The sequence below is a fragment of the Wolbachia endosymbiont (group A) of Lasioglossum morio genome (assembly GCF_947250585.1).
Taxonomy (GTDB): domain Bacteria; phylum Pseudomonadota; class Alphaproteobacteria; order Rickettsiales; family Anaplasmataceae; genus Wolbachia; species Wolbachia pipientis.
Genome location: NZ_OX366327.1, coordinates 652,224 through 677,927, shown reverse-complemented (window position 1 = coordinate 677,927; position 25,704 = coordinate 652,224). Strand labels below are relative to the sequence as shown.

24 protein-coding genes and 3 pseudogenes are annotated in these 25,704 nt (G+C 35.2%); 9 read left to right on the top strand and 18 right to left on the bottom strand.

Annotation, left to right across the window (positions count from 1 at the left end):
* Window positions 1–33: 33 nt before the first annotated feature.
* Window positions 34–375 carry a hypothetical protein gene (locus tag OOK89_RS03375; protein WP_041573517.1) on the bottom strand — a complete coding sequence of 114 codons (342 nt, stop codon included), beginning with the start codon at window positions 373–375 and terminating at the stop codon, window positions 34–36.
* A gap of 270 nt (window positions 376–645) precedes the next feature.
* On the opposite strand from OOK89_RS03375, the pseudogene OOK89_RS06630 reads away from it, so the two are divergent.
* Window positions 646–1,689 (top strand): annotated as a pseudogene (locus tag OOK89_RS06630) (IS3 family transposase).
* Between the two features lie 22 nt (window positions 1,690–1,711).
* Here the strand turns inward: OOK89_RS06630 and OOK89_RS03350 are convergent.
* The 6 genes from OOK89_RS03350 to OOK89_RS03325 all read right to left on the bottom strand — a co-directional run bounded on the left by OOK89_RS03350 (window position 1,712) and on the right by OOK89_RS03325 (window position 7,495).
* Window positions 1,712–2,544, bottom strand: a protein-coding gene (locus OOK89_RS03350; RefSeq protein WP_264718686.1) for an IS5 family transposase whose coding sequence is annotated in 2 segments (ribosomal slippage) — window positions 1,712–2,178 and window positions 2,178–2,544 — 834 coding nt in all. Because the reading frame shifts where the segments join, the coding sequence is not laid out codon by codon here.
* Between the two features lie 690 nt (window positions 2,545–3,234).
* Window positions 3,235–4,113 (bottom strand): bifunctional methylenetetrahydrofolate dehydrogenase/methenyltetrahydrofolate cyclohydrolase FolD, encoded by an 879-nt coding sequence (folD, locus tag OOK89_RS03345; protein ID WP_155968464.1) that lies wholly within the window; start codon window positions 4,111–4,113, stop codon window positions 3,235–3,237.
* Window positions 4,097–4,672 carry a UbiX family flavin prenyltransferase gene (locus OOK89_RS03340; protein ID WP_264718685.1) on the bottom strand — a complete coding sequence of 192 codons (576 nt, stop codon included), beginning with the start codon at window positions 4,670–4,672 and terminating at the stop codon, window positions 4,097–4,099. The genes folD and OOK89_RS03340 overlap by 17 nt, the downstream gene beginning before the upstream one ends.
* A complete protein-coding gene (locus tag OOK89_RS03335) occupies window positions 4,665–4,931 on the bottom strand; it encodes a DUF2312 domain-containing protein (protein ID WP_010082293.1) in 267 nt (88 codons plus the stop codon). The genes OOK89_RS03340 and OOK89_RS03335 overlap by 8 nt, the downstream gene beginning before the upstream one ends.
* Before the next feature lie 13 nt (window positions 4,932–4,944).
* Window positions 4,945–6,228, bottom strand: a complete 1,284-nt coding sequence (locus OOK89_RS03330) for an HlyC/CorC family transporter (RefSeq protein ID WP_007549013.1) — start codon at window positions 6,226–6,228, stop codon at window positions 4,945–4,947.
* A gap of 88 nt (window positions 6,229–6,316) precedes the next feature.
* Window positions 6,317–7,495 (bottom strand): aspartate aminotransferase family protein, encoded by a 1,179-nt coding sequence (locus tag OOK89_RS03325; protein WP_264718682.1) that lies wholly within the window; start codon window positions 7,493–7,495, stop codon window positions 6,317–6,319.
* A 275-nt stretch (window positions 7,496–7,770) separates the two neighbouring features.
* Between OOK89_RS03325 and OOK89_RS03320 the strand changes: the two genes are divergently transcribed.
* Window positions 7,771–8,943, top strand: coding sequence for an NADH-quinone oxidoreductase subunit D (locus OOK89_RS03320; RefSeq protein WP_264339441.1), 1,173 nt, complete (start codon window positions 7,771–7,773; stop codon window positions 8,941–8,943).
* 760 nt (window positions 8,944–9,703) lie between these two features.
* On the opposite strand, the pseudogene OOK89_RS03315 reads toward OOK89_RS03320, so the two are convergent.
* From OOK89_RS03315 to OOK89_RS03290, 5 genes and pseudogenes are all read right to left on the bottom strand, one after another.
* Window positions 9,704–9,898, bottom strand: a pseudogene (locus OOK89_RS03315) (IS256 family transposase); the annotation flags it as partial.
* 84 nt (window positions 9,899–9,982) lie between these two features.
* Entirely contained in the window at window positions 9,983–11,314 is a 1,332-nt protein-coding gene (locus tag OOK89_RS03310) for a DNA recombination protein RmuC (RefSeq protein ID WP_151807714.1), read from the bottom strand.
* A gap of 173 nt (window positions 11,315–11,487) precedes the next feature.
* A pseudogene (locus OOK89_RS06625) lies at window positions 11,488–12,469 on the bottom strand (IS3 family transposase).
* A gap of 209 nt (window positions 12,470–12,678) precedes the next feature.
* The gene (locus OOK89_RS03295) at window positions 12,679–13,608 is read right to left on the bottom strand and encodes an AEC family transporter (RefSeq protein ID WP_264718681.1); all 930 of its coding nucleotides are present in this window, start codon (window positions 13,606–13,608) and stop codon (window positions 12,679–12,681) included.
* A 268-nt stretch (window positions 13,609–13,876) separates the two neighbouring features.
* Window positions 13,877–14,434, bottom strand: a complete 558-nt coding sequence (locus tag OOK89_RS03290) for an acetyltransferase (protein ID WP_264718679.1) — start codon at window positions 14,432–14,434, stop codon at window positions 13,877–13,879.
* Between the two features lie 16 nt (window positions 14,435–14,450).
* On the opposite strand from OOK89_RS03290, the gene OOK89_RS03285 reads away from it, so the two are divergent.
* Complete coding sequence (locus OOK89_RS03285; protein ID WP_264718678.1) at window positions 14,451–15,614, top strand: multidrug effflux MFS transporter; 1,164 nt, start codon at window positions 14,451–14,453, stop codon at window positions 15,612–15,614.
* Window positions 15,615–15,641: 27 nt separating this feature from the next.
* Here the strand turns inward: OOK89_RS03285 and prfA are convergent, their stop codons facing one another.
* A complete protein-coding gene (gene prfA, locus OOK89_RS03280; RefSeq protein ID WP_015588867.1) occupies window positions 15,642–16,721 on the bottom strand; it encodes a peptide chain release factor 1 in 1,080 nt (359 codons plus the stop codon).
* 98 nt (window positions 16,722–16,819) lie between these two features.
* Here prfA and yihA point away from each other — a divergent pair, with 98 nt between their 5' ends.
* From yihA to OOK89_RS03255, 5 genes are all read left to right on the top strand, one after another.
* Window positions 16,820–17,413 carry a ribosome biogenesis GTP-binding protein YihA/YsxC gene (yihA, locus tag OOK89_RS03275; protein ID WP_264718677.1) on the top strand — a complete coding sequence of 198 codons (594 nt, stop codon included), beginning with the start codon at window positions 16,820–16,822 and terminating at the stop codon, window positions 17,411–17,413.
* 4 nt (window positions 17,414–17,417) lie between these two features.
* Window positions 17,418–18,329: an acetylglutamate kinase gene (gene argB / locus OOK89_RS03270; RefSeq protein WP_182309211.1), complete on the top strand. Its 912-nt coding sequence runs from the start codon at window positions 17,418–17,420 to the stop codon at window positions 18,327–18,329.
* A gap of 702 nt (window positions 18,330–19,031) precedes the next feature.
* Window positions 19,032–19,493 (top strand): dUTP diphosphatase, encoded by a 462-nt coding sequence (gene dut / locus OOK89_RS03265; RefSeq protein ID WP_012673099.1) that lies wholly within the window; start codon window positions 19,032–19,034, stop codon window positions 19,491–19,493.
* Between the two features lie 98 nt (window positions 19,494–19,591).
* On the top strand, window positions 19,592–20,191 hold the full coding sequence (locus OOK89_RS03260; protein ID WP_264718675.1) for a hypothetical protein: 600 nt from the start codon (window positions 19,592–19,594) through the stop codon (window positions 20,189–20,191).
* A 243-nt stretch (window positions 20,192–20,434) separates the two neighbouring features.
* Window positions 20,435–21,294 (top strand): IS630 family transposase gene (locus OOK89_RS03255; RefSeq protein ID WP_264705388.1). Its coding sequence is split into 2 segments (ribosomal slippage): window positions 20,435–20,759 and window positions 20,759–21,294, totalling 861 coding nucleotides; the frame shifts between segments, so codons are not numbered across the junction.
* Here OOK89_RS03255 and OOK89_RS06525 read toward each other — a convergent pair.
* Genes OOK89_RS06525 through yidC form a run of 4 tightly spaced genes read right to left on the bottom strand, consistent with a single transcriptional unit; the run spans window position 21,289 to window position 24,151 of the window.
* The gene (locus OOK89_RS06525) at window positions 21,289–21,501 is read right to left on the bottom strand and encodes a hypothetical protein (RefSeq protein ID WP_264718673.1); all 213 of its coding nucleotides are present in this window, start codon (window positions 21,499–21,501) and stop codon (window positions 21,289–21,291) included. The two genes, OOK89_RS03255 and OOK89_RS06525, sit on opposite strands and share 6 nt — an antisense overlap.
* Window positions 21,502–21,553: 52 nt before the next feature.
* Window positions 21,554–22,036: a transcription antitermination factor NusB gene (gene nusB, locus OOK89_RS03245; RefSeq protein WP_007549265.1), complete on the bottom strand. Its 483-nt coding sequence runs from the start codon at window positions 22,034–22,036 to the stop codon at window positions 21,554–21,556.
* Window positions 22,036–22,464, bottom strand: coding sequence for a 6,7-dimethyl-8-ribityllumazine synthase (locus OOK89_RS03240; protein WP_006279647.1), 429 nt, complete (start codon window positions 22,462–22,464; stop codon window positions 22,036–22,038). Before OOK89_RS03240 ends, nusB begins: the two co-directional genes overlap by 1 nt.
* Complete coding sequence (yidC, locus tag OOK89_RS03235) at window positions 22,442–24,151, bottom strand: membrane protein insertase YidC (protein WP_264718672.1); 1,710 nt, start codon at window positions 24,149–24,151, stop codon at window positions 22,442–22,444. Before yidC ends, OOK89_RS03240 begins: the two co-directional genes overlap by 23 nt.
* Window positions 24,152–24,285: 134 nt before the next feature.
* Between yidC and OOK89_RS03230 the strand changes: the two genes are divergently transcribed.
* The gene (locus tag OOK89_RS03230) at window positions 24,286–24,801 is read left to right on the top strand and encodes a TIGR02281 family clan AA aspartic protease (protein WP_264718670.1); all 516 of its coding nucleotides are present in this window, start codon (window positions 24,286–24,288) and stop codon (window positions 24,799–24,801) included.
* Between the two features lie 6 nt (window positions 24,802–24,807).
* Here the strand turns inward: OOK89_RS03230 and secF are convergent, their stop codons facing one another.
* The gene (gene secF / locus OOK89_RS03225; RefSeq protein ID WP_264718669.1) at window positions 24,808–25,683 is read right to left on the bottom strand and encodes a protein translocase subunit SecF; all 876 of its coding nucleotides are present in this window, start codon (window positions 25,681–25,683) and stop codon (window positions 24,808–24,810) included.
* Window positions 25,684–25,704: the final 21 nt, after the last annotated feature.

The window sequence follows — 25,704 nt, the reverse complement described above, 5'->3', positions numbered from 1 at the left end:
CTCCTATAAAAAAAATACCCTTGCAAAATCTTGTCATCCTACCGCTTGACTTACAACCGTATGAACTTCCTGCGTTGTAAACATCAAACAGCCGATAACACAACTGTACAAATATTGAGACATAAGAGTAATTTGTACCAAGAAAAAAGATGTCATCCCAGTGCCCAGACCCCTTAGACAATGTACCATCTTTTGATTTTGTCCATTCTGGGCGGGGTTTTCAAGTTCTTTGATCTTAAATACTACATCTACTTTATCAAGATCAATGTTGACTTCTTTTACTAATGTTCTAATAAGACTACGTTTGGCTTGCCAATCTAGGTCCGATTTAACACTAGAATAAAAGCCCTTTATGCTATTTGTAATAAGATTCATTTTCTGCCGTATTCCCTTTTACCTTTTTCTTCTCTCCTTCAATCTCTTTTAAACGTTACTTCATTTTTTTTATTGCCTGCTTAAAGTCTTCCTTACTTATAGTTAGTGCATACTTTGTTGCCGTAAAAACTTCTGGTACCCAAACAATTGTAATAAGTATACACAATCTTTGTCAACTATTTTCGGCACTGGTATATTGACCTTACCCAGAAAAAGTGGAGAGAAAGAAAGGAGTTTTTTCGGGTAAAATAAAATTTTGGAGGATTAGAAATGGTAAGAGAATATACGGCAGAATTCAAATTGGAAGCTGTTAAGCTGGCAAATGAACAAAGAAAGGTAGGTCAACCAGTTGCAAAAGTAGCAAGAGATCTAGGAATAAGGGATAGTGTATTAGGAAAATGGATGAAGAAATATAACGAAAAAAAGTCGGCAGCAGATGCATTTCCAGGTAGAGGTAACATGGCTCCTTACGACAAAGAGAGGTTTGATTTACAAAGCAAGAGTAACAAGGGAAAGAGACATTTAAAAAAAAGCCCTGGCCAGTCAAAAAGAGTAAAATATTTTTTTATATAGTAACTGCTATAAAGTACAGGAATTATGTAGGATTTTCTGCTAGTGGCTACTATAAGTGGACCACAAGAAAAATAAGCAGTAGAGAATCAGCGAATAAAGAGCTACTCGAAGCTATTCAAAAAATATATCAAGTTTCTAAATGTAGATATGGAGCTCCTAAAATTCATGCTGAATTGAAGGCTTTGGGTAAAAGTTGCAATTTGAAAACGGTGCAAAGTATTATGCAGAAAAATGACATCAGGGCTATACTGAGAAGAAAGTTTAAAATTAAAAAACAACAAACAGATAATAGAGCTGTAGCTCCCAATATACTAGATCAAAACTTTATTGTTGATCAACCAAATAAAGTATGGGATTACTTACATCAAAACCAAGGAGGGATGGCTATATTTGGCAGCAATAATTCTCACGTATGGTAGTTAATGAGTAGTGCAATAAATAAACAATTGGTTATGAACTCTTTATTAATGGCCATTAATAGGCGTAAACCTGTTAAAAATCTACTGCTGCACAGTGACCAAGGTTCACAATATACTGCGCAAGGGTATCAATATCTCTTAGCTGTAAAGAATATAGATGAGTAATAAAGGCTGTTGTTACGACAATTCTGTTGCAGAAAGCTTCTTTAGCTCATTGAAAAGAGAAATACTTATTGATACTTCACAACACTCTGCTCAACACACTAGAACTGCAATATTTGAATACATAGAAATTTTTTATAACAAACAACGTCACTATTAGAGGTTGTCCACAAACCAGTAAATCAAGCATATTCCCTACTTAACATAACTTTACTCATAGCCAGATATATGAAACTTTCAGTAGATGTTGTAAGTAAATCGTACTCCTTTGATAGCCTTCTATTTCTATTGATCCAAGCAAAAGTCCTCTCTACCACCCACCTTCTCGGCTGTACTGAAAATCCAGGATCCCGTTGTGGCAATAGTTCTAGTGGTGTATCTTTATGCACCCAAAACCTACATGGAGGCCTTTTGACAATTTCAATATCTATCCCATATTCTCTCTTTACGTAATCCTTTAAATCTTTTCCTTGGTATCCCATATCAGCCCACATTTTCTTAATATTGCTGTATTTTTCCTTCATATTGTCCAATGCCATCTTCACCCCATCTCTGTCATTTTCGCTTGCAGCTCCTACATAGCAACCAAGCACAAATCCTTGAGTATCTGTGATTATATGTCTTTTTCTCCCCTTTACCTTTTTCGCACCATCATAACCTTTGACCCCCCTTTTTCCGTGGTTTTTACCGATTGACTGTCCACTATGCATGCGCTCGGCTCCTCATTTCTTCCCATTTTTGACCTACTATATTTAGTGATATCATAGTTCATTTTCTCAAAAATTCCCTGCTTTTTCCATCTTCTAAACTGTTCATGCACAGCCTTCCACGGCGGAAAATCGTGTGGTAAATAGCGCCATTGACATCCTGTGCGCAGTATATAAAGAATTGCATTTACTATCTCACACTTACTGTATTTTGGTGGCCTTCCTCCTTTCTTGTACGATACTCTGAAGTGTTTTTCTATTCTTGCCCACTCCCTTTTACTTAAATCTGTTGGATATTTTTTCCTCATCTCTTACCTCAATATTCTTTCTTTATATACTACGTATTCCTTGGTTTGTGGACAACCTCTTATAGCCTTTCTTATAATAGTCCGAATGCGATAAGATATGTGTTTATGGCTATAGCAGGCCAGTAGCATATTACGGTCTGTTCGGATTATTGTAAAAAGAGCTATAACTATTGCATTCCAGAACAATTTGATGCATCATTCTTTTTGTAAAAAACATTCCACACTTTCTCTCCACTTTTTCTGGGTAAGGTCAGATACTATAAACTATAAAAAAATTTCTCCGATAGTTCATATAGCAAGTAAATTCACAAAATGAAGACTATTATTTTTATTACAGGTGTATCTACGGTTGGAAAATCAAGTTTGGCTCATATATTAGGTTCAAAGCTTTTTATGCCTAGAAACTTTGCAATTCCACTAACTATAGCTAACCCAAGAAAGGTTTCCCTACGTCATATCGCCGCGGTATCTCAGCATAGATTCCGCTAACGAGTAGCGGAATGACGAATTTGTTGTTTTTCAAATTGTAGGTAAACCTAAGCCACTTTAGCTATACTTGTAGAGAAAAAAGAATAGATGATGATCCTAAATATTTAATAAATTTGACTACTGAGGAATTTCAAAAATCTCAATTTTTTATTAATTGTGATATGGTACATTCTATCTTCATATAGCTTTCCTCTTCATACCTCAACTAATGAAATCAGAAGCATCAACTCCCTTTTGCAAGCAAGCAGCAATAACAGTGTTCATCATTAGAAATGCAATGGTCATTGGGCCAACGCCCCCGGGTACTGGGGTCATAGCTTTGGCTTTCCCTTTTATTCCTTCAAAGTCAACATCACCTACAAGCTTTCCTACGTTAACGCTATTTATGCCAACATCGATCACTATTGCACCTTTCTTTATCCAGTCTGCTTGAACAAAATTTGGCTTTCCGACTGCTGCAACTACTATATCCGCTTTAGAGCAATATTCAGCTAAATCCTTGCTTTGTGAATGCAAGATGGTGACAGTGCAGTTTTCTTGCAATAGCAGGTAAAACATTGGCTTGCCCACGATATTTGACCTACCAATTACCACTGCGTTTTTACCGGAAAGGTTCTCTTCAATTGACTTAATTAAATGCAAAGAACCTTTAGGAGTGCAAGGTATAAGGCAGTTTTTTTCACCTTTAACTAATTTGCCAACGTTTTCATCATGAAAGCCATCTACATCTTTTTCAACACTTACTGTGTTAATTACTCTGCTTGCACTAATATGATTTGGTAAAGGCAATTGCACTAAAATGCCATGCACAGATGGATCTTCATTTAATTCATTGATTTTTTCAATTAATTCATCTTCTGAAATATTATCAGGCAAAACAATGGTCTCAGAACTTATGCCTATTGATTCTGCTTTTTTCTGTTTGTTGCGAACATAAACCTGACTTGCTGGATTGCTGCCCACGAGAATTACTTTCAGGCAAGGAAAAATGTTATACTCTCTCTTTAAAATATCAATTTTTTGTGATAGCCTCTCACATAGGTCGTTTGCTATTTTTTTACCATCAATAATAATTGTCACTTCCTTGCCACTCCTTAAAGTCGGGTAATTTGATATCAAATAAATCCAATACTTTGCCAACAGGATGATTAATAATATCATCCAACGATTTCGGTTTAATATAAAAAGCAGGCACTGGTGGAGCAATAATTGCTCCCATCTCCGTTAATTTTAACATATTTTGTAAATGCCCAAGATGCAGTGGTGACTCTCGCACCATAAGAACTAACTTTCTTCTTTCTTTTAGCGTTACATCTGCAGCCCTTGTCAATAGATTGGAAGTAACACCTGATGCGATTTCAGACATTGTCTTCATAGAGCATGGTGCTACAATCATCCCTGAGGTTTTAAATGAGCCGCTTGCTATTTTTTCTCCAATCTTTTCTTCAGAATAGTAAAAATCTGCAAGTGATGTAATATCTTCAAGTTTTTCTTTAATCTCGTGAGCTAAAGTTATTTTCCCAGCACGACTTATCACTAAATGAGTTTCATAATCGACGTCTTTCAACGCTTCTAAAATACGCACACCGTAAATAGAACCAGATGCTCCACTTATTCCAATTACAATTCTGCTATTCACTTAACTCTTCTTCGTAGCTCATTCCCAATGCACGTTTATAGGTATCAAGCAATATTTCTTGTTCCTCTCTGTCATCATCATCCATCTTCCTCAGCCTAATAATTTGTTTCATCACTTTTATATCCCAACCTTCATCTGCGGCTTTTGCATATACATCACGAATGTGATCTTGCACATCCCTCTTTTCTTGTTCAAGTTTTTCGATTCTCTCTATGTAACCCTTCAACTCTTCAGCCGTTATTTTTACTGTATCTTCCATAAAACTCCACTAATTAATTGCTGCCACTAATATTACCAGTTTTTACTTGCACTTCAACAACAGTAATAATATTTTTATCTTTTTTTAAAATCTTAAAGCGAAAACCATACATGGAAAACTCCTCGCCTTCGTCAGGAATGCGCTCTATTTCATTCACAATCATACCTGCTAGAGTTGTAGCTTCTTCATCAGGGAGATTCCAGTATAACTGCCTGTTAATGTCCCTAATAGTAGATTTTCCTTCTATGTGATACATATTATCAGATATTTTCTTTATAAAATTCTCCGTAATCAAATCATGTTCATCCGAAATTTCTCCAACTATTTCTTCCAGTATATCCTCAAGAGTTACAATTCCCTGCAGTGCTCCATACTCATCAATAACAAATGCAAGGTGTTTCCTGTTCTTACGGAAGTTGTGAAGTTGCACGCTGAGCGGTGTACTTTCTGGTATGAACCAAGGCCTTGACATAACTTGGGTAATGTCAACTTCTTCCGCTTTATTATTCTTTTCACGCAAAGCATTTATTAGAGCTTTCACGTGAATTACACCTACAATGTTATCTGGTTCCTTCTGCCATAAAGGTACTCTACTGTGACTGCTGGTTAAAATCTCTCTTATTAACTCTTCTTTATTCCGATCTATATCAAGAGAAAATAGGTTTCTTCTATGGGTCATAATTTGTGATATCTCTGTCTCAGCCAAATCAAGTATGCTGCTTAGCATATCTAAATCCTGTTGCAACATAGTTCCTTCACTGCGGTGAAGAGTAATCATATTACGCATTGCATCCGCTGCAGATATCACTTCCTTATCTTTATGCAGCCCACATAATTTTAGGATGAGGTTAACAATAAATTGAATACCTAGTGTCAATGGAGAAAAAATCTTTACAAAAAACAATACAAAATAAGCAGAAAATGATGCAAATTTTTCAGGATTTTGAATAGCATAAGTTTTTGGTAGAACTTCGCAGAACAATAAAATACAAAATGTCATTATAATTGTTGATAGGAGAATGCCCTCATTTCCAAAAAGATTGATAAATATTGCTGTAAATAAAGCAGAGCAAGTAATATTAATAATTGTATTGCCGAGCAATACCGTTCCTATTGTCAATTCTTTCCTATTTAATAAGCGATCTATTACCCTGGCTTTTTTGTTACCGTCTAGCTTTAGCTTATTAACTCGAGAACGGCTAATTGAGGTTAAGCCTATTTCTGCTCCTGAGAACAAAAACGATAAAACTAACAAAACAAAAATTGCTGATGATACTAAGACCAATAACCAATCCATTAAAGTACGATGTTATTGTGATAAAAAATAAAATTAATTTTACATGTTATGAGAGGCATTTGCAAGCCTGAATTTATATTGCCGAATTTTATATACCTTTAATCTTAAAAAACAAATCATAAAGCATATTACACGCTGCGTTCACATGCTCATCCTCAATGATAAGTGGTGGGGTTACCCTTACTACTTTGTTGTTTAAAACCCTAGTTATTATTAAACCTTTATCAAGAGATCGACTAATAATTTTATCAGCTACAAGAGTTGCTAGTTCTATTCCCATTAGTAACCCTTCTCCACGAACTTCTAAAATCATCTCAGGAAATTCTTTAGCTAAAAGCAACAGCTTTTCTTTTAAATATTTACTAATTCTTTTAACATGATCAAAAAAGTCTTCTTTTAGCATTATATCGAGCACTGCATTACCAACAGTCATGGCAAGTGGATTGCCACCATAGGTTGATCCATGAGTTCCTGGAGTAATTGCTTCTGCTATATAATCTTTCACTAAACATGCAGCTACAGGAAAACCGTTACCCATAGCCTTCGCACAGGTTAGCATATCAGGTTCAATGCCGACATTTTGATAATGAAATAAAGAACCGATGCGTCCATATCCGCACTGCACTTCATCAAAGCACAAAATTATTCCTTGAGCTTTTGTTATTTCCCTTACTTTTTGAAGATATTCTACGTCTAGTGGATATACTCCACCTTCGCTTTGTATGGGCTCTAAAAATACAGCAGCTATTTCATTGTTGATTTTTTCTTCTAATGCTTTAATGTCATTTCTTGGCACTTTATCAAAACCAGAAAGGAGCGGAGCAAAACCTTCGCGTGATTTTTCATTGCCTCCAGCAGAAATTGCAGCAATACTGCGGCCATGAAAGCCTCCTTCAATTGTAATAATACGATTACGTTTTGCTTGCCCTTTTGAATAAAAGTAACGACGAATAAACTTAATTGCAGCTTCTGTTGCTTCAAGCCCACTTGAGCAGAAAAAAACTTTATCTGCAAAAGTCAGGGTTGTTAAACGCTCGGCAAGCCTTTCTTGCTCGGGAATAGTGAAAATGTTAGAGCAGTGCCATAATGAGCTCGATTGCTCTTTCAGCTTATCTGTAATGTATGGATGACAATGCCCTAAAGAAGTTGTAGAAATACCTGCAGCAAAATCTAAATAATTTTTACCATCTTTATCAAAAAGATATGCCCCTTCTCCCCTGACTATAGGAGTGTCAAGTCTATTATACGCATTAACAACATGATCCATTTTATAAGTATTGTGGTATTATCTATACTATACCTGAAATGAATCCATTAACACAAAGCTTTTCCTTTAACCTCTTATGCTACTTCAACTAAAAATTTGGCTAATGCAAACCTTTTTTGTCATTCTATAGCTAAAGTGACTTGGTTTTACCAACACTTATTAGCCATTGTAAAAGTTTTTGTTTCTATTGAATGATAGTTGTAGCCTATGCAAGAAGTTTATTGACTTTGAGCGCACTTTAGCCTATACAATTTTAATATCTTAAACTACTGGACATGCCCGATCTAAAGACAATGATGTTAAATTTTGGACCTCAGCACCCAGCTGCACATGGAGTGTTGCGTCTTGTTTTAGAGATGGATGGTGAAGTGATCGAGAGGGCAGATCCCCATATTGGGCTTTTGCACCGCGGTACTGAAAAATTAATAGAACATAAAACGTATCTTCAAGCTTTGCCTTATTTTGATCGCCTTGATTACGTATCACCAATGTCACAAGAGCATGCATATTCACTTTGTGTGGAGAAATTGTTGCAATGTGAAGTGCCAATTAGGGCAAAGTATTTACGTGTCTTGTTTTGTGAACTGACGAGAATACTAAATCATTTACTGAACGTTTCTTCTCAAGCACTTGATGTTGGAGCAATGACCCCTCTTTTATGGCTCTTTGAAGAAAGAGAAAAAATACTGGAATTTTACGAAAGAGCTTCAGGTGCAAGGTTTCACGCAGCTTACATCAGGCCAGGTGGAATTGCAGCAGATGTTCCAGAAGATTTGATTGAGGATATTGCAAAGTTTATAGAGCAATTTCCAAAATATATAGACGATGTTGATGAACTTTTAACAGAAAATAGGATATGGAAGCAACGCACTGTAGGAATTAGTGAAATATCAATTAAACAGGCACTTGATTGGGGCTTTAGTGGCCCAATGTTGCGCGCTGCTGGGCTTGCTTGGGATTTGCGAAAAAGCCAGCCATATGAGATATATGATCAACTAGATTTTGATATACCGATCGGCCAAAATGGCGACTGTTATGACCGTTATCTAGTTAGAATGGCAGAGATTAGGCAATCTATCAGTTTGGTGAAGCAGTGCATAGAGAAAATGCCTGAAGGGCAAATAAAAACTGAAGATAGAAAAATTTCTCCACCGTCAAGAGTAGAGATGAAAAAATCTATGGAAGCTCTGATTCACCATTTTAAGCTCTATTCAGAAGGATATCACGTACCAGAAGGTGAGGCTTACGCAGTTGTTGAGGCACCAAAAGGTGAGTTTGGAGTGTATATAGTTTCAGATGGTACCAATAGACCTTATAGGTGCCGAATAAGAGCACCTGGCTTTGCGCATTTACAAGCCTTAGACTTTATGGCAAAAGGACACATGCTTGCTGACGTTGCAGCAATTATTGGCTCACTCGATATAGTTTTTGGTGAGATTGATAGGTAATCATTGGTACCCGTTCAGGCAATGGCGTCATGCAAGTAGCTGACACATAACTGTACGAACATTTGTTTGCAAAGGCAGTATGTTAAGTGTTATAGCCGATTTTGCCTCAAACACAAAGGCAGTGCCTTGACTACTTGGATCCAGAAAAATTGATTGTGTACTATACAACATTTTTGATCAAAAGCGTAACCGTTCACTGTTAGACTGCATTCTGTGATTTTTAGCAAAACATGATCTTTCATTTGAGCTTCCTTCAATTTAAAATAAATACAGAAAATTGCTGCCTATAGCTAAACTGACTTAGATTTACCAACAATCGTCATCCCGCTACTTGTTAGCGGCTAAGAGATACCGCGGCGGCATAGCTATCTTCAAAAATATGGTTGAATAATTGTGTGTATAATTATTAATATTTTTAAACACTTTGGCTATGGCTTTATCTAAGTTTCTCGACCCTAAGCTGGATTTAACCTTCAAAAAAATATGTAGGGTCAAGAACTGGCGCGCCTACTTTAGGGTTTGGTGGCTGATCCATTGTTTTCACAATAGGCCTCAATCCAAATTCCCATGTTAACGTTTCCAGCTCCCGCCTCGTCAAACGCAGCATCCGCACTACGCTTTCCTAGCAGATTCTTTACCAAAGTTTATAACATATTGTGCTGGTGATGCTTTCGGTTTGTAATACCTTATTCTGTAGTCTGAATATAGACCCAGCGTTTTGTATATCCATTCGCTACTCCACTTCTTCCAACCAAACCCTCTCTTCACTTTCAGCTAATAAGTGATTTTCTATTTCACCTTCCAAACTTGCCTCCAGCAGCTTTTTTATAAATGGTGTAAATGCTCCATCCCTTCCTGTTAATGGTCTGCCTTCCCTTATTGATGACAGTATATTTGCTTCCAGTTCTTTGTAATCTACCAAACCGGTAGTTCTGTTTACTACTTTCTGACTCATTGTCAAACCTCCATTTTTTTTATATCAATTTATTACTTTTTTTTTGGTTTGACACACTTTTTTGAACATTCCCTGTTAAGATGCCTAATCTACTTTCAGCTCCTCAGTATGTAAACTGCGTGGTAAAGACTCTAATTCCTTTGCAGCACTTAAACTTTTATTTTTTGCATGTATACCAAGCTTATTGAATTCTCGAGCAGCAGGAAACACCCTTGCTTCAAGAGAGCCAGCAGTTTTATTATAATGATCAACAGCACTTTTTAAGCTCCTGCGCAAATTATCAAAGTTTTCACCCATTGTGCAAATGCGCTCATATAAAATATGACCTAGTTCACTGATTTTCTTTGCGTTTTCAGCTATCATCTCTTGCTTCCATCCATACGCTATTGCTCTCAGCAACGCAATTAGAGTGATCGGTGTTGCAATGATCACTTTTTTTTCCACTCCAATCTCTATCAAAGCAGGCTCATATTCCAGTGCTGCGCTAAAAACCCCCTCCCCTGTTAAGAAAAGCACCACAAGTTCTGGCGTATTTTCAAATTGATTCCAATACTCTTTTTTACCCAAATCATTTATGTGTTTTTTTATTGCCAGGGAATGGTTCTTTAATTTCTCCTTTTGTATTTGCAAATCATTTTGTGATATAGCATCCATGTAAGAATCAAGCGGCACTTTAGCATCTATTATTATTTGCTTTCCAGATGGCATTTTGATTATTAAATCAGGACGCAATAAATTATCCTCGTTTTTATCAATCACTGACGGCTGAGTAAAAAAATCGCAATACTCAATCATTCCTGCCATTTCTACCACTCTTTTGAGTTGCATTTCACCCCATTTGCCCCTAATGTGAGGTTTCCTCAGGGCATTAGCAAGGTTGGAAGTTTGGTTCATCAGCGCTCCAATTTGCTCCTTTAAACCTTCATAGGCCCCTACCCTCTCCTTTTCTAGCTCACGTATTTCATTATCGAATTTTTCTAATTTTTCTTTTATTGGAGTTACAACTTCGTTGATCGTTGCTTGTCTTTTTTTGAAATCGCTTTCCGTTTCTTTTAATTTACTATCGATTACTTCCTTTGCTAAGTTCAGAAAATTATTGTTATTTGTTTGCAAAGCATCAAGAGAGAGCGCTTTAAAAGTGTTTGTTAATCTCTCCTCTGCTTTTGTTAGTAATTCTATTTCCTTTTTCTTTTCCTCACGTTCTTTTTGCAGAGTTACTTCAAGTTCTGCTTTTTTGACCCTTAAATCAACTATTTCTTCATTCTTCGTAAGCAAAGTTTGCTTTGTTTCTTGAAGTTCTTGCTCTAATTTACATAAATTACCCTCAAGGTTTGCTTTCTTTTCGCTCAGTTTTTTTACGATAATGTAGAAAAATAGTAATAGAGAGACAACCAGAGCTATAGAATTGAAAAGCATCAGAATAAAAAAGCTGTATTTACAATTCTATATGATTTTTGTGTGTATAAGAAAGAAAAAAGGAGCACCTAAAGAGGTGACCTTACCCAGAAAAAGTAGAGAGAAAGTTAAGACGTTTTTATCATGAGAATAAATTGTGCAGGAATGCAATAGTTAATAGTAGAATGTCTACGTTATTTGTTATAAAAGATTTCTATGTATTCAAATATGGCAGTTCTGGTTTGTTGAGCGAGAAGTATCAATAAGCAGCTCCCTTTTAAGTGAACTTTTCTGCAACAGAGTTATCGTAACAACAGCCCTTATGGCTCATGCTGGAAATGATGTTTTTTGTATTCAATAGAAATTGGTAATTTTGAGAGGTATACTGTGACCCTTGATCGCTATGTAACAGCAGATTTTTATCGGGTTTGCGTTTATCAACGGCCATCAATAAAGAATCTATAACTAATTATCATGTTACTCATTAACCACCATGCGTGAATATAGGTCAATTATTGCCGCCAACAACCTTCTTTAGTTTTTATGTAGGTAATCCCAAACTTTATTTGGCTGATCAGTAGTAAAATTTTGATCCAATGTGTTCGGAGCCACAACTCGGTTGCTTATTTGCTGTTTTTTATTTTTGAACCTTCGTCTAAGCTTGGTTTTAATGCCATTTTCTTGCATAACACTTTGTACTGTTTTAATTTTTGCCTAAAGCTTTTAATTCAGCGTGAATTTTAGGGGCTCCATATCTGCATTTAGAATGCTTGATGTATTTTTTGAATATCTGCTAGAAGCCCTTCTTTTGCTAATTCTTTACTGCTTTTTTCCTTAGCAACCAATACCACCAGTACAAAACCCTACATAGTTCCTGTGTTTTATAGCAATTTCTATATAAAAGAATACTTTACTCTTTTTCTTTGCCCAGGGCTTTTTTTAAGATGTCTCTTTCTCTTATTAGCTCTTTTTTTAGATCAAATCTTTCTTTGTCATAAGGAGCCTTTGCCTGGAAATGCGTATGCTCCAGACATTTTTCCATCATATTTTCTTACTTAACATACTGCCATCTATACCTAGATCTTTTGCTATTTTTGTACTTGCTTGACCTGTTTCTTTAACCAGCTTAACAGCTTCTAATTTGAATTCTGCTGTATATTCTCTTCTATTTGTCATATTTTGAAAAAACGTTTTATTTTACTCCAAAAACGTCTTAACTTTCTCTCTACTTTTTCTGGGTAAGGTCAATTTACCGCCGCGGCGCTAACTAGTAGCGGGATGACGGGTTACCAAATTGTAGAAGTTGCTTTAGCTATAAATTCAAGTTTTATCAATGTCTTGTGTTGTTACCCAAATAATGGTTGTGCAAGCGCTTAATTTTTTGATCAAAAAGGAACAAGTTTAGTAAAAAATAATGATATTATTAGTGGAACATAAAACAGTCCCACTGCAGTACTGATTAGAAGCAACAGAGTAGCTTTATCTGGTTGATAATTCAAAATATTAGCAAGTATTATACTGGACCCAGAAACTGGAATAATAGCCAGCAACATCAGTGCTTTATATATGCTCTCATCGTATATACCTATAACATGCTTGTCTAAAAGGACAATTCCTAAAACAAACAGTGGCCAGAATACGTACTTTGCTGTAATAGTGATCAAAGCAAGCTTCCAATCTATTTTAAAGCTTGCAATATTCGCAATGCTCACTCCAAGTAGCACCATTCCTAATGTGACAAATGTACTTCTAATATTCATCATAACATCTGTTAAAAAAGTAGGTATTTGTATATCGTATATACTTAAAAAGAAGCCCAGAACCATCGCATAAAGCGAAGGAAGTTTGAACAACTTTAATATGCATTCTTTTGCGGTATAAATACCATTTGCAGCTATGTAAAATCCTAAGCTGTTTTCAAATAGCGCCATTCCTATATAACAAACAACATATACAGATACTGAATCTTCATCAAATAAAGCCATGGCAATCGGCAGGCCAAAATAACCCATACTTGTGCTGCCCGAGCTAAATGCTAATATGTTTCTCGTGTTATCCTTAAATAAAAAAGAAGAAAGATAATACACTGATAAGGACATAGTGCTACCTATAAACCATATCAAAATCGGCAGAGAAATTACTTTTAAATTAACTTCTGTATGAGAGACTCCATATAAAATCACTATTGGATTAGCTATATAAAAGAGTATTTGAGATAGAGTGTTTCTATCAATTTTAAGACATTTTCCTGCTAAATAACCAATAAACATTGTAATATAAATAGGTAATATTTTTAGGAAAAGAGTAAGGAACATACTAGCCTATTGTGATACTTTTGACTGATAAAGTGATATTAGATCTTAATGTATTGTAAAAGTAAACAAAATTTATTTTCCAATTTATCCAGCTCATAGTTAATTAAATTAGTGCCAAAATTTGTTTTTACATAGGACTTAAGAATGACATTTTTATGATAAAATTATGTTAAGTTTCTATAAAGCTTCTTGCATATTTTTAAATAATGACATATTTACTAAAAATTAAACTGCTTGTAGTAATTTAGACGGACTGTTGAAAAAACACTCATCTTGCATGGTTCTCAGGAATTCTTGCCTTAATCATTAAAATCGTACCATTGCTTTCCCTAATTTTTTTAAAGCCAACTTTTTCATAAACACGGATTGCACGAACATTCGCTGTATCTGGGTCGACAAAGGCATTCTCATAAACTTTAAAGACAAATTCGTTTAAAAATATATTCAAAGCTTGTGGACCAATGCCTTTGCCCACATAATCCAGCTCTCCGATATACCAGTCTATGGCAGCACAGCTTTCTGGAAGCTCAGAAGTATCGTAGCCCTGCTCAGGTGGAAAATCATATTTGTTATAGTATTGAATATAACCAATATCAACTCCATCACAATTAATAATGAATGCATGCATTGGTTTTTCAATAATTTGTATCTTAAGTTTCAAACGTTTGAATCCTTTAACGTAGTTGTCATATTTTTCTTTAATTAACTCTGGTGTCCAATGAATATCCTGATCCCACCACTTCTTTACATGAGGTGTTTCTAACCATTTTAATAACAGTAAAAAATGTTCTTCTTTCAACGCTTTAAATGTGATATTTTTATTCATTAATTGAAAATCTCAAATGTTACTACCCTTTCTATTAATCCTGTCTCTAATTGCCAAGTTCATTGAAATTGACATTTCCGTACCTAGTTTTCCTGATATGGTGCGCTATTTTAACGTATCAGAAGGAACAATTCAATTAACTATTGCTTATAATTTTTTAGGCTTTTGCATAGGAGGGTTGTTTTTCGGTCCATTGTCTGAATGCTATGGCAGAAGGAGAATTATGATCATAGGTAACACTTTGTTATTAATCGGCGCTGTTGGTTGTGTTTTTGCACCGTCGATTTTTTGGCTTTTAATCTCTCGCTTTGTTCAGGGCATTGGTGTTAGCACATCTGTAGTTGTGTTTGCAATCGTTGCAGACAGCTACAAAGGCGACGAAGCGGTGAAATTTATTGGAATCATGAATTCTGTTCTTACAGTTGTCATGGCAATTGCGCCAGTGTTAGGCAGTTTCATCAATGAAATTGTAGGATGGCGTGGTAATTATGCAACTGTTGCAATACTTTGTTTAATCTCTTGGGTTTTGCTGCTTTTAGCGTTACCAGAAACAAAAAAGGACCGCGATATTTTCAGTTTGAAAAAAATGATGAAAGATTACAGAAAACTACTATCTAGTCCGAGGTTTGTTACGTTGTCTTTGATGTCAAGCCTCTTTTCTGCTGCGTATATGTCATTCATTACTTGTGGACCTTTTCTGTATATGAAGACTTTTGGTTTATCTAGCACTATTTATGCACTACATCAAGGTGCAATAGTTGGGTGCTTCTCACTCATCAGTCTATTTGCTGGCAAAATCTTGCAGAAACTTGGAGCAATAAAGTGTGTAATTTCTGGTACGAGCGTGGGTGCTATTGGGTCTCTATTGCTTGTAATATTCAGTATAATTGTACCCCACTCTTTCTACTTAGTAACACTGTCTATGATTATTTTTTCTATCGGTTGTGCAATTTTCCAGCCAGTGATTTTTAATGCATCAATAAATGTTTTCCCTGAAATTAAAGGCACAGCTTCTTCTGCAGTCTCGTTCATTAGAGCTTTTATCATGGCTATTTTTATCGGCTTAACAAGCTACATTTACAATGGTCAAACAATTAGCGTAGCTGTTCTTGTTTTATCCGCGATAGTACTAGAACTTGTTTTTACTGTCTATCTATTGCGTTTAAAAGATCCTATGTAATTAATAAAGATATTCCATTGTAGGCTGCTAACTTTCCCCTGCCAATCTTTCTGCTTCATTACGTGAGATTAATGCCTCAATAAATTCATCTAGTTCGCCTTCTTTTATAATCTGCTCTAGCCGATGTGAAGTTAGATTAATTCTGTGGTCTGTTATTCTTGATTGTGGGAAATTATATGTTCTTATGCGCTCGGAACGATCACCAGAGCCAATCTGACTTTTCCTCATTGTTGACCTTTCCATTTCTTTTTTTTGTCTTTCAATTTCGTATAGCCTTGCCCTCAATACTTTGAGCGCTTTAGCTTTATTTTTGTGCTGCGATTTTTCATCTTGCTGTATCACAACTATCCCTGTTGGCAAGTGGGTGACCCTTACTGCGCTGTCAGTTGTATTCACTGATTGCCCTCCAGGACCACTGGATCTATAAACATCTATTCGTAAGTCTTTTTCTTCTATTTTAAAGTCAACTTCTTCTACTTCAGGTAATATCGCAACAGTAGCGGCAGAGGTATGCAACCTTCCTGAGGATTCAGTTTCTGGCACTCTCTGTACTCTGTGCACCCCTGATTCAAATTTCAACCTTGCAAAAACTTCTGTTCCATTAATGAGTGCAGAAGCTTCCTTATAGCCACCTATACCTGTATTAGAAATGCTTATTGGCTCGAACTTCCAATTTCTTCTTTCTGCATATTTTTGATACATACGAAATAACATTGCTGCAAATAATGCTGCTTCTTCTCCGCCTGTACCTGCTCTAATTTCTAATATTGCATTCCTTGAGTCATCTTCATCTTTGGGCAGTAATGCTAACTTTAATTTTGCTTTTATTTTTGGTAATAATACCTTCTGCTTTTCGAAAAATTCTTCTTTTGCTAACTCTTTTATATCACCTTCGCTGTTTTCATCTTTCATTATTTCTTCTAAGTCTGAAATTTCCTCTTTCAGCGTGTTATATTCATCAATTATCTTGATTATTGGCCTGAGCTCAGAGTATTCCTTTGAAAGGGTAATGAATTCTTTTTGACTTAAATTGGTAGGATTTTCCAAATTCCTCTCTATATCATTAAATTTTTTCTTTAAGTCTTGTAAATTATTTTCCATATCCATATAGCACAGATCTAGCTAAGTAATATATACTGAAATAAAAAATTTCTTATATCAAGCAATAACACTATAATATACCTACTACCTTCTAGTTGAATATAATGGCAAAACAGATAACATCAAACTGCAATTTCATATTTGGAGCTTTGGACATAAAATCATTACCAAATGAGTCGGCTCCAGAGATTGCGTTTGCTGGTAGATCAAATGTAGGAAAATCCAGTCTGATTAACTTACTGATAAACAGCAAAAAAGCTGCCAGAGTTTCCTCTAAACCTGGATGCACTAGACAAATAAATTTTTACTCTATGTACAATGATAAGTTCAGGCTTGTTGACCTACCAGGGTATGGTTATTCTCATGCAGGTAAGGAGGAAATTATACAATATTTAAACTTAATTGAGTATTATCTAATTCAAAGAAGAAATCTAAGAAGAGTGTTTGTGTTGATAGATAGCAAGGTAGGATTAAAAGAAATAGACAAAGACTTCATTTATTGGTTAATATATAATAACATTAACTTTAACGTTGTGCTAACAAAAATAGATAAAGTAAGTCAAAAAAGCTTAGGTGCTGTTATAGAAGATATTCAAAGATGGATTAATAATGAGAATGTGTCAATTCATCAAATGAGCATCCGTGTTAAGCATAAAATAACCAAGGTAAGAGATGAGTTTTTCAAGTTTACAAGATAAAAAAATGAAGAGTAGTGAATTCTTAAAGGGTGAGGTATCATTTGAACAAAAAGCAGAAATATTATTTGAAGTGCTATCTAATATACCTAGCTTTGTAGGCGAGACTTTTGTCATTAAATGCGGTGGTACAATAATCTTAGATGAAACACTATTTAACACTTTTGTGCATAATGTTGTCTTGTTGAAGCAGCTTGGTATAAATCCGGTAATAATTCATGACGGAGAATATGAAATTAACTCGGTGTTAAAAGTGCTGGGTATGGACAGTAAATTTGTGAATGGTATCAGACTTACAGACAGAGACACTATGAAAATCATTGAAATGGCACTGTGTGGCTCAGTTAATAAAAAAATTGTTCAGCATATAAATTCTGCTGGTGGTTCAGCTATTGGATTATGTGGAAAAGATGGTAACTTAATTAAAGCCGAAAAAATAACCGCTACGCTTAGAGAAGATAGATCAAATAATATCGAAAAGATATTAGACATGGGGTTCATCGGTAGACCCACTGAAATCAATCCTGATATATTATTTTTTATTGAAGAATCAGATTTTATACCAGTTATTGCACCAATTGGTCATGGAAAAGATGGGGAAACATATCATATTGATGCCGATAGCACTGCAAGCGCAATCGCAATCGCAGTTTCTGCATCTAAAATGATAATCTTGAGTGACACAGATGAAGAAATAGATAAAATTGGTGGCAGGAAGATATCTGTTAAAAATTTAAATGCATCGATTGATTGTGGGAAAATTAAAGGGGAAAAATTTATTGAAAGGCTTATGGCATACGTTAAAATGGCGGAGGAATGTGCTGGAGTTGTTCACATAGTTGATGGTAGAATACCTAACATTATGCTTGATTTATTTACTGAGAGTAATTCAAGCATATCGATTGTGAGTGATTTATAGCTATACTGCTTGCAACTACACGAATACCAAGAGGGTGTCATTCAAGTAGCTGACACTGGAATGACAGCAATCTACGTCATACCGCGATTCATTCGCGGTATCTCAGATCCCGCTAACAAGCAGCGGGATGACGGTTGTCGTTTAGCCATAAATATTAAGAAATTTACCAAACAAAAAAAAGGCAAAAGAAGCCCCGTGGTTATTATCCGCTTTAAAATATTGGCGTTTTTTATGTTTTAAACGCTTGACAAGCAAGATTTAGCTGCTTTTAATTGCAACTAACCTATGCTGCAAATGTTTAAGAAATTTACCAAGCAGAAAAAAAGACAAAGAATCCCCGAGTTAGCTAGTCTTTTACTATCTCTGTCGAGTATTGGCATTTTTTGATGTCTTGTAACGCTTTATAAGCGCGTTCAGCTTATTTAGATAAAAATCTAGATGTAGATGAAGTTTTGTAAAGACATACAGTATCTATATACTGCAAAAAATTGAACATAAGACGCCGATACATTAAGTAATCCTTACCTTTTAATCTGCAGATTGGCGAAAGCAAATACAATAGCTTCAGTTTCATGATAAGGGGGCTGGCGGAGTTTGTCAAGGAATTTTTATGGCTGCGCTGGAATGACATCATTTACATTTATCACTTTTGCAGATACAATTTACATGCTATAATTGAGTCTTCATAGATGGTAAATTGGAGTGCAAAGAAGTAAAATTAAAGTAGAAATAAAAAGATTATCACACGGAGAAGACTTGTCTCTTCCATGTTATGCAACTGTGCAAAGTGCTGGTATGGATCTTTATGCTGCATTGAATGACTCTGCTGTTTTAAATCCACTTGAGAGATTACTTGTTCCAACTGGAATTGTGATTGCAATACCAAACGGTTTTGAGGGGCAAGTACGCCCACGTTCTGGTCTTGCTGCAAAACATGGAATCACTGTCTTAAACTCTCCGGGCACTATAGACTCTGATTATCGAGGTGAGGTTAAAATTTGCCTAATTAATCTAAGTAATCAACCATACGAAATAAAAAGAGGAGATAGAATCGCACAAATCCTTATTTCTCCGGTATCTCAGGTAATTTGGGATGACAGAGAAGAATTCTGCGCAGAAGAAACCGGTCGCAATGCAGGGGGCTTTGGCTCAAGCGGCAGGTAGCTTACGAAAAAGCTTGACTATGACAGTTCTTTTATACACAATTTAAGCATATTAATATTTTATTAAATGAAGTCGTTTATGCTAACTTTCAAAAATCATTGTGGCCAGCTCCACAAAGCAAACACTGTATTTGTTGCATTTACTGCTATATACGTTATGGTGGATTAGCAATACTTTCAACACCGCTTTGGAGGCCTTCAACTTGCAAGCTAGCAGCTTTTGCAGCTACACCACTTGGAATGGGCGTTTTAGCATTTGTTGCTGCTGCGCTGACTTATTTAGCAATATATGCTATCAGCAAAAATAACGAAATATCTGAGTTGAAAGCTCTGAAGGTTATTAAGGATGGGTTGCTAGTAACAAAAGACGCATTTAGGGAAATTGCAAGGAATAACCAAGTTAAAGATGAAGAAGGTAAGGTAGAAAAGGATAAACATTATATAGACTTCAGCTTAGAAGGCAAGAACTACCGTATTATTGTTGATATTGATCAGCTTACCAAGACGCTAGGCAATACTTTACTCTTCAAGATAGATTCACTAAAAGAGAAAAACGATGAAGGTAAGTTCGAGGCAGTAAATGAAACAAAGTGGAGTAAAACATTAGGTTTAGACAAAGATGGTGCTAAAGAGGTTAACACTTATTTAGGCCAACTTATTTCTGTTGAACAAGTTGCTTCTCAACAACAGACAGTATAGCCAAGTGAAATAAAAGAGGTAGATTAAGTCTGCCTCTTTGTTTTTTTTGATTTTTAGTGTTACGCACATAACTGCATGGATGTTGCGATTCTCAAGGCAACGTATCTGTTTAGATGCATGGCTAATGCTGAAACGAAAATTCCAGTGTTCCCTTTCTTGTCATCCCAGTGCTTGACACATATAGCTCTTTCCATAAAAGTCCGGATGTGATAGGATAAGGGTAGATGATGATAAGGAGGTTGAATGCCAGCAGCATATAGTTATGATTTAAGAAAAAAAGCAATGGAAGCGCTAGACGAAGGAGAAAGCAGAGAAACAGTGGCAGCAAGATTTAAGATTGGACGAACTACTTTATGGGAGTGGCAGCAAAGAAGAAAAGAAACAGGAGACTTTCAATCAAAAAAACTTGGAAATGGGGGTTACAATCACAAAATTACCGACTGGGATACCTTTGCTAAATTTGCCAGAGAACACGGAGGAAAGACTCTATCGGAAATGGCTAAACTTTGGAACAACGTTAGTATCCAAACGATCTATCGAGCCCTTAAAAAAATTGGATTTACGCGCAAAAAAAGACATATGGATACAAGGAAAGAAACGAAGAAAAACGTGCTGAATTTTTGAAAATTATAGCGACAAAAGAACCTAAAAACTTAGTGTATATAGATGAGTCTGGCATTGATAACACCGAAGACTACCCCTACGGATATTGCCAGAAAGGACAGCGGTTTTATGCCTTAAAATCTGGAAAGAAAACTCAACGAATCAGTATGGTTGCAGCCTTAAGTGGAAGAAAGATAGTTGTTCCGTTAACCTTTGAAGGCCACTGTAATATGGATGTTTTTAATGGATGGTTTGAGCAATTTTTGACACCGATCTTGGAACCTGGACAGACTGTCATTCTTGACAATGCTACTTTTCATAAGTCTGATAAGATTATCGAGCTTGCTAAAGGGGTTGGTGCAGAAATTTTGTATCTGCCGCCTTATTCTCCAGATTTCAACAAAATTGAGCATCATTGGTTTGCTATAAAAAACAGAGCCAGGAAAAACATTCCTCTATTCGAATCCTTTCGTCGTGCTGTTGATTCTGCCTTCCTATGACCTGTTCGGACTATTATAAGAAATGCTATAACTGTACAAACATTCATTTTTGAAGGTAAATTGCACAACAGATAATGTCATTCCAGTGCTCCCTTTCTTGTCATCCAAGTAGCTGACACTGGGATCCAGCTTTTGATCGAAAATGTTGTATAGTGCACAATCAATTTTTCTGGATTCCAGTGTCAAGCACTGGGATCTGGTAGACAATGTTCATACAGCAGCTACTCGGATGACACCTTGTGCTTGCTGGCTATAATTGCTAAGGATTTTTATTTAATTTAACTGCATCTTTTGCCTTATCCAATAACCCATTAATAAAACCAATTTCGCTTGGTTTATCAAGTAAATCAGATGCAATGTTAGTATATTCATTAATGACAACTGGAACTGGCGTATCACAATTAGCTAACTCACATATTGCAACACGCAAAATAGATAAGCTTATAAGATTTAACCGTGAAAGGGACCAACTTGGGTGTAAATAAGACTCTATTATTTTATCATATTCTTCACTGCTTTTTATAACCTTATATAACAAGTTTTCTAAGAACTGATGTTCAAATTCTTCACATTCAAATATATCTTTCAACTTATTTATGTAGTCCTTAAGCTCACAATTTTCCAGTTTAAAAGTGCTTTTGTTGTAACCTACGAAAATATTTGAATAAGCAATTTGTACAGCAAGAAATCTTGCCGTGCTTCTTTTTATGCGCCACTTTTTATCTACTGGTTTTTCCTCCATTATTTTAATTTATTGTGTAAATCTATCATACGCAAAACAGTTGAGGCTGCATGGCCACCAACGTTCTTTTTGTTTTTATCAGCTCTAACTAGTGCTTTATCTTTGCTGTCAGCGGTAATTACACCCATACCAAGGGGTATTGCATAATGCATAACAACCTCATTTAAGCCTTCAATTACTCCTTTACAAACATATTGATAATGATCGGTTTCACCGCGAATTACGCACCCAAGAGCTAAATAACCATCATAATTAGTATGCCCACTCTTGACTGCAAAAAGAATTGTAGCTGGTATCTCAAATGTACCAGGAACCTCAACTACATCGTAACTGGCATTACTGCCTTTTAATTTATCAATTGCACCTTCAAGCAAAAGGTTCGCTATTTCAGTATAATAAATCGAATTAACTATTAGTATTCTCGACATTTACTACCACTTTTTTTGTTAAAAACAACTTTATTAATGACTGTTGAATTAGAGTTATAATATTACTAAATATCCAATATATTACCAGGCCGGCAGGAAAAGAAGAAAAAATAAAGACAGAAATGTAAGGTAAAAACTTCATAACATTTACTTGAATATCATCTTTACTGGTTTGATCTTTCTCACTTAGCTTCTGCTGAATTATCATGGTGGCACCGAAAATTATAGGTAAAATGCCTATAGAAATAGGAAAGTTATAATTAAACAACCCAAATAATGTAAAGATGTTCGTTGGGTCAGGAGCTGAAAGATCCTTAATCCATAAAAAAAAAGGAGCATGCCTCATCTCTATAGTAACAAATAATACTTTATATAGAGCAAAAAATACCGGTATTTGTATTAGCATGGGAAAAATGCTCGACATTGGATTTACGTTGTTTCTCTTAAACAATGCAATTGTCTCTTTATGCTGCTTTAAGCTGTCATTTTTATACAACTCTTTTACACGAGTTAGCTCAGGCTGCAAGCTTTTCACCTTGAACATTGAAACATATGATCTATTAGATAAGGGAAGCATCAAAAGTTTGATTACTAAAGTCAGCAATAATATTGCTAAGCCAAAATTCTTTAAAACGAAGTTAAAGTATTCAAGCAGTAAAAACACTGGTTTAGTTATAAAGTAAAGAACACCAAAATCTACAGCTTTATCAAACAAAGGTATATTGAGAGTATCCTTATAAGAATCCAGTAAATTCAACTTTTTTGCTCCAGCAAAAAAATAATTCACATTAGAAGTGCTTGCACCAGGAAGTATACTCTTATAAGACTTAACAAAATCTACTTGAAATTTATCAATATCATTAGCGTTAGTATGTTTAATGCTTACATTTATTTTATCAGATTTTTCAGGTATGATGGCTGTGAGCCAGTATTTATCAGCAAAACCAAACCAATTTTTTTCACTTGTATTTGCTTTTATTAAATGTTTCTTGGAGATATCCTTATACGTCCACTCCTCCAGTTTATTATCAAATGCACCCAGTACTCCCTCATGTGATATCCAATAAGACTCATTAATATTATCACGTTTACGGTTGATTTTACCATAAGGAACCAAAACTACATTATCCTTTGTATTATTTTCAACAACTTGCTCAACTTTAAACATGTAATTATCGTCGAGGTTAATTTTCATTCTAAATAAAATGCCATTCTCATTGTCCCAAGATAAATTGACCTCTTTTTGATTAAGTTTATCTGCTCGCCAGACTGCTTTAGAATCTGGAACTTTAATCTTGTTATTCGGATCGAGCCACCCAAATTCTGCGAAATATACATCTTTTGATTCTGCAGGTGACAGTAACACCACTTGTGGAGAAGAAGAATTCGGTTCTAAGTGGTAATTAGTTAAAATTAAGTCATCAAACCTTGCACCTTTCAGAGAAATTGATCCTTTAATCATGTTATTGGTTAAACTAACCCTCTGTTCTCGAGTAGAATTAATAATTTCAGAACGATTTTGGTGTATTATAGGAGCAAGGTCGTTAAAAGATTCGATATGTTCAATATTTTCAATCAATGGCTGATTTTGGTTTGTACTAAAAAAATTATCATAAATAATACGCCAAGACACCATGATTAACATGGAAAGGATAGCTGCCAAAATTAAACTTTTTGCTTCTGACATGAAATTAAATCAAACATATCTTCTTAAAGTGTATACTAAATATTGTACTAAAACAATGAAATTTACTTATTTTTAATAATAACTTTTAACGCTGATCTTTAAAATTTATTTTAATAGCTTCAAATTTTAACAATATGAACGCGGTGAAAAATCTAGTTATTTGGTTGCTAATAATAGCCACTACTGCAATGCTTATTGATTCACAAAGGGACAAACTAAGCGACAGATTTCTCAGTACTTTTTTACCATATAAAGGAAGAATTCAAAATAGCGGTCAGAATAGTGGAAGTATTGAATTTACGAAGTCATATGATGGACAATTTTATATTCAGGCTCAAGTCAATGATCGCAATATAACGTTTTTGCTTGATACTGGAGCAACCGATATTGTTCTATCACAAAAAGACGCATTACATGTTGGTATTAACTTACAAAATGTTCAGGATTTTAAAATATATGAAACTGCGAAAGGTCAAATAAAAGCTGGAGTGGTTCAAATACCTCAAGTTAAAATAGGAAATTTTTTGATTAATGATGTACAGGCAAGCGTTAACACTCATTCTATGTCTCATTCACTACTTGGAATGAGCTTTTTAAGGTATTTTCATTTCACTATAAGAGATAATAAGTTGATATTATACCGCGACTAAACACTTCTACAATCTACTTATCAAAGCTCTGTAGGTCAATATAGGAGCAGAAATAAATATTGCAGAACAAGTGCCAATCAAAATACCAAAAAAAATGATCAAGCTGAAGTCTTTCACTGCATCTGTGCAGATTAATACCAAAGGAAGAGCAGCAAGAAGGGTTGTACCAGAAGTTAATATAGTGCGAAATAATGTAGCGTTGATACTTGCATCTACTACCTCACTCATCCGCCCACTTTTACCACTCCTGCGATACTCTCGAATCCGATCATATATAATTACTGAGTTATTGATTGAATAACCAATGACAGTGAGGAGAGCTGCAACTGATGAAATATTAAACTCAATGCCAGTTAGGCTAATAAAACCAACAGTTAAAATCACGTCATGAATCAGTGCTGTTATTCCACTGAATCCACATTGCCAATTAAATCTAAACCAAACGTAAAAAAATATTCCAACAATCGCGATCAACATGGATAACATTCCTTCAAATATTTGTGTTGAGCTTATTTGTGGGCCAACATAGTCTATTTTACGATAGCTTATTGAGCTCCCCAGCTTTTCTTCTAGTATGCTTTTTATCTTTTTGATTTTATCTTCATCTCCTTCATCTTTAAAACGCATGACTAAATTATCACCCGCTTTTGAACTCTGCACTGTAAAACCATTTTCTTTTAATGCATCGAGAATAGAGTGATTCTCATCTGAAGATTTTATCTCTATCAAAATTCCGCCTGCAAAGTCTATGCCTAAGTTCACTCCACGCAGTACAACAATGAGCATTGAAAAGATGATAAGAATAATGCTAACGAGTGCTGTCAAATTTCTATATTTACTAAACTTGATATTGAGGTTATCTGGAATGAGTCTAAGTGCCATGCTATTTACTTAAACTTGAAT

Coding starts and splice junctions, on each gene's coding strand:
- OOK89_RS03320 (WP_264339441.1), top strand. CDS start 7,771: ATGCCCGATCTAAAGACAATGATGTTAAATTTTGGACCTCAGCACCCA.
- OOK89_RS03295 (WP_264718681.1), bottom strand. CDS start 13,608: ATGTTCCTTACTCTTTTCCTAAAAATATTACCTATTTATATTACAATG.
- OOK89_RS03230 (WP_264718670.1), top strand. CDS start 24,286: ATGAACGCGGTGAAAAATCTAGTTATTTGGTTGCTAATAATAGCCACT.
- secF (WP_264718669.1), bottom strand. CDS start 25,683: ATGGCACTTAGACTCATTCCAGATAACCTCAATATCAAGTTTAGTAAA.
- OOK89_RS03335 (WP_010082293.1), bottom strand. CDS start 4,931: ATGGAAGATACAGTAAAAATAACGGCTGAAGAGTTGAAGGGTTACATA.
- OOK89_RS03290 (WP_264718679.1), bottom strand. CDS start 14,434: ATGAATAAAAATATCACATTTAAAGCGTTGAAAGAAGAACATTTTTTA.
- OOK89_RS03325 (WP_264718682.1), bottom strand. CDS start 7,495: ATGGATCATGTTGTTAATGCGTATAATAGACTTGACACTCCTATAGTC.
- OOK89_RS03310 (WP_151807714.1), bottom strand. CDS start 11,314: ATGCTTTTCAATTCTATAGCTCTGGTTGTCTCTCTATTACTATTTTTC.
- OOK89_RS03375 (WP_041573517.1), bottom strand. CDS start 375: ATGAATCTTATTACAAATAGCATAAAGGGCTTTTATTCTAGTGTTAAA.
- OOK89_RS03285 (WP_264718678.1), top strand. CDS start 14,451: ATGTTACTACCCTTTCTATTAATCCTGTCTCTAATTGCCAAGTTCATT.
- yihA (WP_264718677.1), top strand. CDS start 16,820: ATGGCAAAACAGATAACATCAAACTGCAATTTCATATTTGGAGCTTTG.
- yidC (WP_264718672.1), bottom strand. CDS start 24,151: ATGTCAGAAGCAAAAAGTTTAATTTTGGCAGCTATCCTTTCCATGTTA.
- OOK89_RS03240 (WP_006279647.1), bottom strand. CDS start 22,464: ATGTCGAGAATACTAATAGTTAATTCGATTTATTATACTGAAATAGCG.
- argB (WP_182309211.1), top strand. CDS start 17,418: ATGAAGAGTAGTGAATTCTTAAAGGGTGAGGTATCATTTGAACAAAAA.
- OOK89_RS03330 (WP_007549013.1), bottom strand. CDS start 6,228: ATGGATTGGTTATTGGTCTTAGTATCATCAGCAATTTTTGTTTTGTTA.
- nusB (WP_007549265.1), bottom strand. CDS start 22,036: ATGGAGGAAAAACCAGTAGATAAAAAGTGGCGCATAAAAAGAAGCACG.
- prfA (WP_015588867.1), bottom strand. CDS start 16,721: ATGGATATGGAAAATAATTTACAAGACTTAAAGAAAAAATTTAATGAT.